The sequence below is a fragment of the Aeromicrobium sp. P5_D10 genome (assembly GCF_054049535.1).
Genome location: NZ_JBFUME010000005.1, coordinates 127,810 through 139,041 on the forward strand (window position 1 = coordinate 127,810; position 11,232 = coordinate 139,041).

The 11,232-nt window shown below is 65.5% G+C and carries 12 protein-coding genes; 4 read left to right on the forward strand and 8 right to left on the reverse strand.

What is annotated here, in order from left to right; genetic code table 11:
- Positions 1 to 54 precede the first annotated feature (54 nt).
- Positions 55 to 1,530 (forward strand): MFS transporter, encoded by a 1,476-nt coding sequence (locus ACXJKC_RS11040; RefSeq protein WP_456696762.1) that lies wholly within the window; start codon positions 55 to 57, stop codon positions 1,528 to 1,530.
- 7 nt (positions 1,531 to 1,537) lie between these two features.
- Here ACXJKC_RS11040 and ACXJKC_RS11045 read toward each other — a convergent pair whose 3' ends face one another.
- From ACXJKC_RS11045 to ACXJKC_RS11055, 3 genes are read right to left on the reverse strand one after another with little or no spacing between them, the layout of a single operon-like run.
- Positions 1,538 to 1,933: a cold-shock protein gene (locus tag ACXJKC_RS11045; protein ID WP_456696763.1), complete on the reverse strand. Its 396-nt coding sequence runs from the start codon at positions 1,931 to 1,933 to the stop codon at positions 1,538 to 1,540.
- Between the two features lie 51 nt (positions 1,934 to 1,984).
- Entirely contained in the window at positions 1,985 to 3,001 is a 1,017-nt protein-coding gene (locus tag ACXJKC_RS11050; protein ID WP_456696764.1) for a YihY/virulence factor BrkB family protein, read from the reverse strand.
- A complete protein-coding gene (locus ACXJKC_RS11055; RefSeq protein WP_456696765.1) occupies positions 2,998 to 3,393 on the reverse strand; it encodes a type II toxin-antitoxin system PemK/MazF family toxin in 396 nt (131 codons plus the stop codon). Before ACXJKC_RS11055 ends, ACXJKC_RS11050 begins: the two co-directional genes overlap by 4 nt.
- A gap of 80 nt (positions 3,394 to 3,473) precedes the next feature.
- On the opposite strand from ACXJKC_RS11055, the gene ACXJKC_RS11060 reads away from it, so the two are divergent.
- Entirely contained in the window at positions 3,474 to 4,082 is a 609-nt protein-coding gene (locus ACXJKC_RS11060) for a Wzz/FepE/Etk N-terminal domain-containing protein (RefSeq protein ID WP_456696766.1), read from the forward strand.
- On the opposite strand, the gene ACXJKC_RS11065 is transcribed toward ACXJKC_RS11060, so the two are convergent.
- Entirely contained in the window at positions 4,071 to 5,678 is a 1,608-nt protein-coding gene (locus ACXJKC_RS11065) for an AMP-binding protein (RefSeq protein ID WP_456696767.1), read from the reverse strand. The two genes, ACXJKC_RS11060 and ACXJKC_RS11065, sit on opposite strands and share 12 nt — an antisense overlap.
- 169 nt (positions 5,679 to 5,847) lie before the next feature.
- On the opposite strand from ACXJKC_RS11065, the gene ACXJKC_RS11070 reads away from it, so the two are divergent.
- A complete protein-coding gene (locus tag ACXJKC_RS11070; RefSeq protein ID WP_456696768.1) occupies positions 5,848 to 6,369 on the forward strand; it encodes a calcium-binding protein in 522 nt (173 codons plus the stop codon).
- A gap of 20 nt (positions 6,370 to 6,389) precedes the next feature.
- Here ACXJKC_RS11070 and ACXJKC_RS11075 read toward each other — a convergent pair whose 3' ends face one another.
- From ACXJKC_RS11075 to ACXJKC_RS11090, 4 genes are all read right to left on the reverse strand, one after another.
- Positions 6,390 to 7,802 (reverse strand): sugar transferase, encoded by a 1,413-nt coding sequence (locus tag ACXJKC_RS11075; protein WP_456696769.1) that lies wholly within the window; start codon positions 7,800 to 7,802, stop codon positions 6,390 to 6,392.
- A gap of 11 nt (positions 7,803 to 7,813) precedes the next feature.
- Complete coding sequence (locus ACXJKC_RS11080) at positions 7,814 to 8,779, reverse strand: glycosyltransferase family 2 protein (protein ID WP_456696770.1); 966 nt, start codon at positions 8,777 to 8,779, stop codon at positions 7,814 to 7,816.
- A complete protein-coding gene (locus tag ACXJKC_RS11085) occupies positions 8,776 to 9,213 on the reverse strand; it encodes an adenylyltransferase/cytidyltransferase family protein (protein WP_456696771.1) in 438 nt (145 codons plus the stop codon). Before ACXJKC_RS11085 ends, ACXJKC_RS11080 begins: the two co-directional genes overlap by 4 nt.
- A gap of 78 nt (positions 9,214 to 9,291) precedes the next feature.
- Positions 9,292 to 9,708, reverse strand: coding sequence for an RNA polymerase sigma factor (locus tag ACXJKC_RS11090; protein ID WP_456696772.1), 417 nt, complete (start codon positions 9,706 to 9,708; stop codon positions 9,292 to 9,294).
- A gap of 211 nt (positions 9,709 to 9,919) precedes the next feature.
- On the opposite strand from ACXJKC_RS11090, the gene ACXJKC_RS11095 reads away from it, so the two are divergent.
- Positions 9,920 to 11,203 carry a Wzz/FepE/Etk N-terminal domain-containing protein gene (locus ACXJKC_RS11095; protein WP_456696773.1) on the forward strand — a complete coding sequence of 428 codons (1,284 nt, stop codon included), beginning with the start codon at positions 9,920 to 9,922 and terminating at the stop codon, positions 11,201 to 11,203.
- Positions 11,204 to 11,232: the final 29 nt, after the last annotated feature.

Below are 11,232 nucleotides of genomic sequence, written 5' to 3' on the forward strand. Positions count from 1 at the left end.
TTGTGACCCATGTCCCGCGACACAGGGTTCTCGGGGTGAGGCAGGATAATGAGTATGGAGGAACAAGAGGGGCCGTACGACTACGCGAACGACGCCGACTATCCAGGCGATCGCACGCAGCCGATTCCTCCTGCTCCGTCTGGATTCGCCCGTACCGCTCAGGGCATCAGCAAGGCCACGCGCGGCACTGCCCGGGTCGTGGCCCGTGGCAGCACCGCCGCCTACGCGGGCGCCCGCAAGTTCACCCACTCCGGCGGTGCCGGAGAAAGTGGCTTCTCCCGGCTGCTCGAGCTGCACGCCTTCAACACCGCCGGCGACGCCGCCGTGGCGATCTCGCTGGCCGGCACGCTGTTCTTCACCGTCCCGACAGGTGAGGCCACCGGTCAGGTCGCTCTGTTCTTGGTGCTGACGATGCTCCCGTTCGCGGTCGTCGCCCCGCTGATCGGCCCTTTCCTCGACCGGTTCCGACGAGGACGGCGCTGGGCGATCGGCGCGACGCTGGCCATTCGGGCGTTCTGCTGCTGGGTGCTCGCCGGCGCCGTCGTCGACGAGTCACCTGCGTTCTACTTCGCAGCACTCGGCTGCCTCGTGGCCTCCAAGGCCTACGGCGTGACCCGCGCTTCGGCGGTCCCCCGACTTCTGCCGACCACGTTCACGCTCGTCAAGGCCAACTCCCGCATCTCGCTGACCGGCACTGGAGCCGCTGCGATCTCGGCGCCGTTGGCCGTCGGCGCAGCGACGATCGGCGCCGAGTGGGCGCTGCGCTACGCCGCCGTGCTGTTCGCGGTCGGCACGGTGCTGGCGATCTTGCTTCCCGCCAAGGTCGACTCGAGCGAGGGCGAGGAGCAGGTCGACCTGACCCCGGATGCCGAGGCCCGGCGCAAGGGAGTCGCGATAACCCGCGCTGTCGTCAACGGCCTGCGCAGCAACTCCGGCCTTCGCCTGCTGTCGGGCTTCCTGACGATCTTCATGGCCTTCACGCTGCGCGAGCCGCCTGCCTCGATGGGCTGGACCGCCGATCCCATGATCTTGCTCGGCCTGGTCGTCGGTGGCGCGGGTGCCGGCAACACGATCGGCACGTTGATCGGCTCGGCGGCCAGCTCGAAGGCCCCCGAGAAGGTCGTGATCGGCGTGCTGTTCCTCGATGTCGTCGTGCTCGCCACCGTCGGGGTGTTCTTCACGTGGTGGACTGCGGTGATCCTCGGCCTGACGGTCGGCATCTGCCAGTCGCTGGGCAAGCTCAGCCTCGACGCCATGATCCAACGCGATGTGCCCGAACGCGTCCGGACCAGTATGTTCGCCCGCTCCGAGACGCTGCTGCAGCTCGGCTGGGTGACCGGCGGCCTGATCGGCATCGGGCTGTTCTCGCTCGACGCCACGCCACGCATCGGCCTGCTCGTGATCGGCGCGCTGCTGATCGCCTGGCTCGTGATGGTGGTGACGAAGGCGCGCCGGCCCGAACCAGGACATCCTTCGCCGTCAGCCCACCCGGCCAAATCAGGTCAGGACGACACGATCCGCGAGTGGTGAACCGACCTCAGAGCTCGAGCTCGGTCGCCACGGCGCGCAGCACCTGCGCGATGGGCTTGGCCTTCTTGGCATCGGGGTGACGTCCGTGACGGTAGCCCTCGCCGACGACATCGAGCATGCGGATGAGGTCCTCGACGATGACGGCCATGGCCTCGGGGTCCTTGCGCCGGGCCTGTGACTGCGAACGCGACACCGAACCCACCCGATCGAGAACGCGCACCTGGAGAGCCTGATCGCCACGGCTGCCCTGGGCGATGCCGAACTCGACCCGGGTGCCGGCCTTGAGCGAAGTCACTCCGGGCGGCAGCGCGTCAGAGCGCACGTGGACGTCTGGTCCGTCCTCCTGGGTCAGGAAGCCGAATCCCTTGTCTGCGTCGTACCACTTCACTTTGCCCGTGGGCATGATGCCACCTTCACGTCGCTGATCAGGACAACAGTCCCTCGTCCCACAAGCCTAGTGCTCCGGGTCGACCCGCGGTTGCGGTACCCGCTCCTCGAACGTCACCTCGACCGACTGGAACCCTTTATGCCGCTGCGACTTGGCGTAGGACGAGTAGGCCAGCTGATCGGCCTCGGTCAAGATGACGTTGTCGGTGAAGGGGGTCAACAGCGCCCGTGGATACAGCTTGCGCCGCAGGACGACATTGACCTCGAGGCCGAGAACCACCATGATCGCGGCGACATACACGAACGCCAACAGGCCCAGAACCAACGCGAAGGTCTGGTTGACCTGATTGGCCTTGGCGATGACTTCACGAACGTAGGTGTTGCCGATGTACTGCAGGCCCTGCCACAGGATCGCCGTCACGATCGCTCCGGGGAGCACCGCCCGGGTCTTGGCCCGCCGCAGGCTGATCAGCCGGAACACCGCAACGAAGATGCCGAGCGTCAGGGCGAAACCGATGATCCGCGACGCCCAGCCGATCGTCGACTGCATATCGGTGCCGAATGAGGTCGGATTGGCCAGCAGCGACGTCGCGATCGCCAGCAGCAGGATGCCGATTCCCGAGATCGACAGAAAGATCAGGCTGCGAAGCCGCAGGATGAACGGATTCGCGCGGCTGTTCCGCGGCACCGACCAGGCGATATTGGCGGCATTCTGCACCGCCTGTCCCAGGCCCATCGCACCGTAGATCGCGGTGATCGAGCCGATCACGATCGCCGTGGTGGATCCTTGCAGACCCTCTGGCGTGCCGAGCTCGGAGCCGATGATCGGGAACTGGCTGAGGGCCGAGTCGAGCAGGCGATCGCGTAGAGCGTCATCTCCCTGCACGAGGAAGCCGAGGATCGAGGTGCTCAGCAGCAGTAGCGGGAAGATCGCGATGAACGCGTAGTAGGTGATGATCGCTGCCAGGTAGGCACCCTGGTCGTCGAAGTACTTGTACACCACCGCGATGGGGAAGCCGACAAACCGGTGCTTGCGTTGGAATGCGTCGACCCGGCCGATGGGCCTCGGATTCTCGGCGCTCACGTCGCGGCCTGCTGTTGGGGCAGAAAGGGTCGCGCTGCCGCGACGACGGCCTCGAAGCGAGGCTGGTCCAATACGGCTCCCTCGCGCCTGATGTCATCCGCGCCGAGCTGGATGAGCCGGTTGATGCGCACTTCGCTCGGACGGCCGACGCTGTCCCACGGACCGGCGCCGAGGTCGAACCAGTACCGTCCGGCCCGGGCCTCCTGCTCCGCATCGCGATCGTGGTCTTTGGAGGTCAGCATCAGGCCGACGAGATCGGTGCCCACGCGCGCGATCAGCAACACGGGGCGATCCTTGCCCTGAGCCGGATCGTCCTCGTACGGGACCCATGCCCACACGACTTCACCCGGATCCGGTTCGCCGTCTGGATGAGGGTCGTACGCGATGTCCACCCGGCAAGCCTGCCACAGCCATACGGTGCGGCCGTGCATTCTGTGTGGACAACACCCCAGGGTGCGACCAGACTGACGAGATGGAGCCGCTGACACTCACCGAACTGGGCCGGCGCGTGGCCGGTCGGTGGCCGACGCTGCTCATCCTCGCGGTCATCGGGCTGGTGTCCGGACTGGCATATCACCTGCTGTCGGCCACCGAATACCAGGCTGAAGCGATCATCCGCGTCGATGCCGCCGATCCCGAACTCGTCGACATGGCCGCCGAAGAGGCGCTGGCCGAATCTCGACAGGTCACCAACGAGGCGCTGGACGCCCTCGATCGGCCGGGGCTGACGATCGGCACGCTCGAGAAAGCGACCAAGGCCACTGCGGTGCCTGACTCCCGGGTTCTGCAGATCTCCTACGCCGCGGACTCCCCCAGCTCGGCCGCCCGCGGCGCGAATGCGGTGGCGCAGGCCTACCTCGCGGTCAGGGCGGTTGATGTCGAGCGCCGGGCCGAGGTGGAGAAGGTCGCCGCCTCGACCGCCGACATCGTCGATCCCGCCCGCAACCCTGCCGGGCCGACGGGGCCCGGTCTAATCCCCCTGGCCGCGGCCGGACTCGTTCTGGGTCTGTTGGTGGCGATACCGATCGCTGCTCGTCCTCGCGGACACGCCGCCGAACCGGAGCCCGACTCAGTCAAATGACGGCAGATGGCGTTTCATGACCTTGCCGGTGGGATTGCGCGGCAACTCCTCGAGGAACATCGTGCGCCGGGGCACCGCGAACCGGGCCACCCGCTGTTTGGCGTAGGCCACCAGATCGTCCTCGGACAGGCGCGCACCATCTTTGACCACGACGTACGCCGCGAGTGCCTGACCGAAGGCCTCGTCGCTGATGCCCTGCACCACGACATCGGCGATGTCAGGGTGCTCGACCAGCGCATCCTCCAGCTCACGGGGGAAGACATTCTCACCGCCGGAGATGATCATGTCGTCGTCTCGCCCCGACACGAAGAGTCGTCCATCGGCGTCGAAATATCCCAGATCGCCCGTGCTCATGAGTCCGTCGGCGAAGGCCTTGGTATTGCCGTCGGTGTAGCCGCCGAATGGCATGTCATTGCCGACGTGGATGACGCCGGTCTCGCCCTGAGGCAGCTCGCGGCCCTCGGGGTCCAGCACTTTGACAGTCGTGCGAAAGGGCGGACGACCGGCGGTGCCGGGAGCATCGCGCAGATCGGCCGGGCCGGCGATCGTGACCCATCCGGTCTCGGTCGCACCGTAGAAGTTGTAGACCGAATCGGTGAACTGGTCCATATAGCGATTGGCCAGTTCACCGGCCAGTGCCGATCCGCTGCTGGCGGTGATGCGCAGCGACGAGACATCGTGCCGGGCGATGACGGCCGGATCCAGGTCGACCATGCGCTGCATCATGAGCGGCACCACCACGAGGGCTTCGGCCCGATAGGCGTCGATATCGGCCAATACCTGTGCCGCCTCGAATCGGCGACGCAATATGTACGTCGGCGCCGTCGACAGTCCGAAGGCGAAGTTGATCAGCCCCCAGGAGTGGAACAACGGCGCGGCGACGACCACGGTCGAGTTGCCGCGATACGGAATCGCGCCGAAGAAGGCCACCAACGGCTTGAGGTCTTTGGGCTCCTCGCGCCGGGCGCCCTTGGGCAGACCCGTCGTGCCCGACGTGAAGATGATGATCTGACCGTGGCGCGCCGGTTTGGGGTGGGACTTGGCAGACTTGCCCCGCAACAACGTCATGACGGTCGGCAGATCGCTCGGTGCATCCGCATCTGCCCAGCCGAGGACAAGTGTGGACCGGTCGACATCCTGCGCGGCCCCCAAGAACTCCTGATCGACGATCACGAGACTCGCGTCCTCACGCTGCACGAGCTCACCCAGCTGCGATCGACTCGCCATGGTGTTGAGCAGGAGGACCCGTCCGCCGGCCTGCATGATCGCCACGATCGAGATGACCATGAAACGGTGATTGCGGGCCAGCACCGCGAGCGAGTCACCCGGCTTGACCCCGCGTTCCTTCAGCGCACAGGTCAACTGATTGATCTGTTCGGCCAACTCCGACCAGGTGATCTCGCCCGCGTCATCGATGATCGCCACCTGCGAGGGGAATCGCTTCGCCACGGCGTTGACACCCGAGGGCAGGCCGGGCCCCCATTTGGCGAGTTGGAGTCCCGCGCCTACAAGGCGGTGCGGCAGGACCGGCTTGAGCATCCCGATCTGTCGAAACACCTTCAGCGTGAAGCCAAGATCCTGCGTGCGCTGGCTCATTCCTACTCCATTCGACTGGGCTGACTCGACCGTAGACCGGTGCGACCATGCCGAAGTGTAACAATCAGTTACAACGCGTGTCGTCTAAGAGGTCTCTCACGCAAGGCTCATCGCGGCCTCATGCACGTCCACTCAGATAGGTGTCATCACCGACTGACTGGAGAACATCATGCGTACACGTACCCGTTCCACCGCACTGCTGGCCGTCGCCGGGCTCAGCCTCACGACCGTCGCCGCCATGGGACTGACCTCCCCGGCCCAGGCCGCTGCGAAGCACACCTGCCACGGCCTCACCGCGACGATCGTCGGCACCTCGGGTCACGACGAGATCGAAGGCACCTCCGGCCGCGATGTCATCGTCGCCCTCGGCGGCAATGACGAGATCGACGGTAATGGCGGCAATGACGTCATCTGCGGCGGATCCGGCCGCGACGAGATCGACGGCGATTCGGGCAATGACCAGATCTGGGGCGGCTCAGGCAGGGATGAGATCGACGGCGGATCCGGCCGCGACAAGATCTGGGGCGGAACCGGCAATGACCAGCTCGAGGGCGGACGCGGCAACGACCGACTGTACGGCAACAGCGGCCGCGACCTGCTTGAGGGCGAAGGCGGAAAGGACAAGCTCAACGGCGGACCGGGCAAGGACCGGGTCTACCAGGGCTCGGCTCCTGACCGCGACGACGACTGACCGCCGCCGCTGAGGACTGGCTAGAGCGCACCGTCCCGGGCCACCACGGCCCGGACGGTGCGAGCCAGGATCGCGGCGTCGAGCCGTAGATTCCAGTTGTTGACGTACTGCAGATCCATCCTGATCGACTCTTCCCACGACAAGGCCGAACGGCCGCTGACCTGCCACAGGCCGGTCATACCGGGCTTGACGTGCAACCGCCGCCACACCCATTCGCTGTAGTGGGACGTCTCCGACGGGAGCGCGGGTCGCGGCCCCACGAGCGACATCTCGCCGCGGACCACGTTGACGAGTTGTGGAAGCTCGTCGAGCGAAGTCCGGCGCAGGAACGCACCCACGCGGGTGATCCGCGGATCGTCCTTGAGCTTGAACAGCGGCCCGGCACCCTCGTTGCGGTCTTGGAGTTCGAGCAGTCGCTCCTCCGCATCGACCGTCATGGTGCGGAACTTCCAGATCGTGAACGGTTCGCCATCGCGGCCCGAACGGATCTGCCGGAAGATCGCCGGCCCGCGCGAACCCATCCGAATCAGCATTCCGATGACCAGCAACACCGGAAGCAACACAACAAGGGCCGCGAGGGCCGCCGTCCGGTCGAATACCGACTTGACCGCTGTCGACATCAAGTGGTCATTGGGCGCCCGCAATGACAGGGCGATCTGGTCACCGACCCGCCTCGGCCGCAGGTATTCCACGTGATCGTTCATATCGGCCACGACGAGACATTCCACCTCGGCGCGTTGCAGCCCCCAGGCCAGATGACGCAATGCCGGGCTCGTGAAGGCGCGCCCACTCGCGATGACGACCGACGTTGCCTGGTACTCATTGACGGCAGTCAATACTTGCCTGACGACGTCGGCCAGCCCGTCTTCGGAAACCGCTCCGACCGGGGCCAGCTCGTGCGGAGCCCGCCACGAACACGTCGCGACGACGTTGACGTCCGAGCGGTCGGCCCATCGCGTCTCGAGCCTCTCAACCGCGTCGATGTGGCCGACCAGGATCGTGGGAGTGCGGCGCAGGAAATGGCGATGCACCAGCGCCGAGGCCGCCAGGACGGCAGGGGCCGCGAGTGCTGCGACGACCGCCTGGCGCAACTGTGTCGTGCTCTCGACCTCGGCGACCAGGCACACGACAGATATGACTCCGATGATCTGGACCATGCGGATCGACGGTTTGATCGAACGCGCTCGCTCGAAGGCGGGAAGTGCCGCGAAGCTGTAGAGCAGCCAGGCCGCGACGAGGGCCATCACGGCATAGGTCCAATTGACCGGCAGCACGAAGTAGTGGGCCGCAAGTTGCCATACAACGAACAGTGCCGCGGCGTAGCCCAGGACGCCCTGACGGAACAAGGCCACCGGGATCCGGCGCAGGCGCCCCCTCGTCGAGCGTTCGGCCTGCTGGGTTCTCAACCCCGTCAGCGGGGTGTTGATATTCATGACCGCCATCGTCAGATGCCCTTGCCGAACAGATTCGCCACGCGGGCGACAGCGCCCGCCGAGAGCAACCGCAAGGAGATCAACAGGCCGAGCCAGGCGCGCACATTGAGCGGCTGGATGCGCAGTGCGGCACGGAGCCAGCTGCGTGCCGACTTGCGTTGACCGGCAGCGGCGAGCGCGAATCCGACCTGAGAGCCGATCCGGGCGAAGGCCTCCCGATCAGAGCGCAGTTCGGGATATTTGTCGAGCAGGTAGACCAGCCCCTCGGCGTACTGGGCCCACTTGCCGTAGAAGAAGGACTGTCCCGACCAGCGCACCGAGACCAGCGGCTGGTTGACCAGACGGATCGGGACGAGTTTGGAGGTTTTGAGCAGTACGTCGTAGTCCTCTCCGTACGCACCCGGCAGCTCTTCGTCGATCATGCCGACGCTGTCGATCAGCACGTCACGCCGGAACACGAAGCTGCTGGAGTGCAGACCCGCGATCCGGTCGCGCACCAGATCGGCATGGGTCACCAACGTCAACGGGACCGGACGCGCATGTGTCGTGCGTCCGTCGTCGACCTCCATCGCCGAGCCGACCAGACCCACTTCAGGGTGGCTGGCGAACACGGCCATCTGTGCTTCGAGCTTGCCGGGCATCCAGTGATCGTCGTCATCGAGGAATGCCACGAAGTCGTGCTGTGCCGCCAGGATTCCGGTGTTACGAGCACCCGCAAGTCCGCGGACACGGTGATTGGCCACGGCCCGCACCGAGCGGCCGGGCGCGATGGCGAAATCGGGCAGGTCGGGCTCGGTCGCGTCGAAGACCACGATGATCTCGATACTTCCCGCATAGTCCTGATCGAGGATGCTCTGCACGGCCTGGCGCATCAGTTCGGGGCGTTGATGTGTCGGCACGACCGCCGTTACGGCAGGACGCACCATGGTGCCGGTCGCCGATGCGACGACACCGGCATCGCGCGTCGACCCGGTCATTCTTCGGCTCCGGCCAAGAACGTGCGCAACATCGAGCTCGAGGTGTGCTTGGTGTAGGGGAAGTAGACGACTTCGACGCCGATCTCCTCCATCGAGTGCTCGAGTCGGTAGCCCTTCGGGGTGCCCTGCCAGTCGTTGCCCTTGAAGATCACATCGAAATGGCGCTGTTGCCAGACCGCGACCTTGTCCTCGGAACGGTCGATGATGACTTCGTCCACGATGCCCAGCGCCGAGATGATGTCGATGCGCTCATCGCACGGAACGACCGGGGGGCGACCCTTGAGGTTCTCGACATATTCGTCACTGCCGACACCCACGACGAGATGCTGGCAGTAGTTGCGAGCACGACGGAGCAGGTTGAGGTGCCCGACATGGAACATGTCGAAGACGCCACTGGAGTAGCCGACGTCGAACTTGCTGCGCGCATCACTCACGGATTTCCCATACCTTTGCTCGGTCCTGCCATGTGAGAGTGCCGAGGTACCGGTTCGTGACGCCGGTAGTTGCAGGAATTACAAGCGCGGGTCGACAATGCGGTGCGACAGCGATTCATAGGCCGCCCGGATCGGCTTCGTGCCGTCGGGCCGTGCGGGTTCAGCGGGCGAGGTGGGCGGCCCACCGTGTCCGGCCCGCCGGGCTGCCTCATGACGGATCATGGTGAACAAGGACGTCCGGAATGTCGTTTCGGTGCTCCTGCCCCGAGACAACAGGCCCACGACCTTGACGAAGGCTTCACTGACGACGGCCTCGGAGTCGTTCGCCTGACCCAGATGCCGCGCCAGCCGGTGAGCCGGATAACTGTGGCGGGCCAACAGCACCCTCGAAGCCTCCTGATCGCCATCTCGAATCAGATCCAGGAGCTCACGATCGGCCAATGCCTCGCGAGCCGGCACGGGACTGATCGCTTCTGCGAATTCTGCATTCGACATCGTCATCTCCAGGTCTGATTGATCGTGCTGGCAGCCTGTCACGCGCCGCGATTCCTCGTCCAGGAGCGAAAATCAAGGCTGTGGATAGAAAAATGTGACCGGGACCTCATGAAATAAAACTTCGTCACGCCGTCATATACGTCGTGGAACGGACTCCCTCCAGTGAGAGGTCCCCGCCGGGGGACCTGAGTAGATGCAAGGACACCTCAAGATGGTCACCGAAGCGCAGCCCGTGCAGCTCACCGACATCGTCAGCACGCTCAAACGCCGCTGGCCGATTTTGATCGTCGGCGCGATCATAGGCCTGATCCTCGGCGTGCTCGGCTCGTTCGCGATCCCCGCGAAGTACGACGCGACCAGCACCGTGTCGGTCAACCCCATGAACGCCGGCCCGCTCGCAGCGTCCGTCGACGCAGCCAAATCGGTCAGCATGCCTACCGAGGCCGGGCTCGCCAAGTCACGCAAGGTCGCCACTGCGGCTGCCAAGACGCTTCGGCCCTCGATCAACGTCTCGAAGATCACCGATTCGACCAGCGTGACCTCACCTGACGACTCGCTGATCTTGAACATCACCTTCTCCGCGGGCACCGCCAAGCAGGCCGCCGCAGGCGCCGACGCGGTGGCCGAGGCCTATCTGCAGATCCGCCGCGACGAAGCCGCCGCTGCGATCGAACGGCTCGCGACGGCGGCCAAACAGCAGATCGCCGCGATCCAGGTCCAGGCAAAGCGCCCGGCCAATTCAGCCGCGATCGCGCAGCAGTCGCTGCGGGTCCAGGCCGATTCGCTGGCCAGCAAGCTCGCCGATCTGAACAATCTCGATCTCAACCCCGGCCAGGTCGTCGGCAATGCGGTGGTCCCCACCTCGCCGTCGACACCCGGTGCTGTTCCGCTGGGCATTGCCGGAATGGTGCTCGGCCTGTTCGCCGCGATCCCCGTGGCCCTGCTCCGCAAGAAGGAGGAAGATTCCGAGATCGGTGGCGTCGAAGGACTTCATTCGATCGGCGACCAAATCGTGCTCGACGGGACCAAGGACACCAACCGGGCCGACACCTGGGATATCGCGGCCTTCATGCTCAAGATCCCGGCCCAGCTCGGTACCGAAAAACCGTTCACGATCATGGTCGACGCTGAAGAGAGCCCCGGACGAGACATCACGCCGGGACAAGAACTCGTCGATGCCTTGGAACGGCGCGGCCGCCGGGCTCGATTCGTCGACGCCGGCGCGATCAACGAAGGAAAAATCAGCCGCGGTTGGCCCACGGAGAAGAAGCGCAACTCCTGGGCCGGCGAGATCATCGTGATCGACACGACAAATCTCAGTTCGGACGCCAACAAGGTCGCCCTCGCGACCCGCTCGGACTCGCTGTTGCTGGCCCGCACGACGGCCGATGACTCCGTGGCGCTGCGGCGCTTCAGCGGCCTGCTGAAGTCGAAGAGTGTCGACATCGCGCTGACGGCGCTGTTCCCGTCACACGAGACGACCCACCACCGCTGAGTCCTTGACCCAGTCCCACCGGGCTGCGG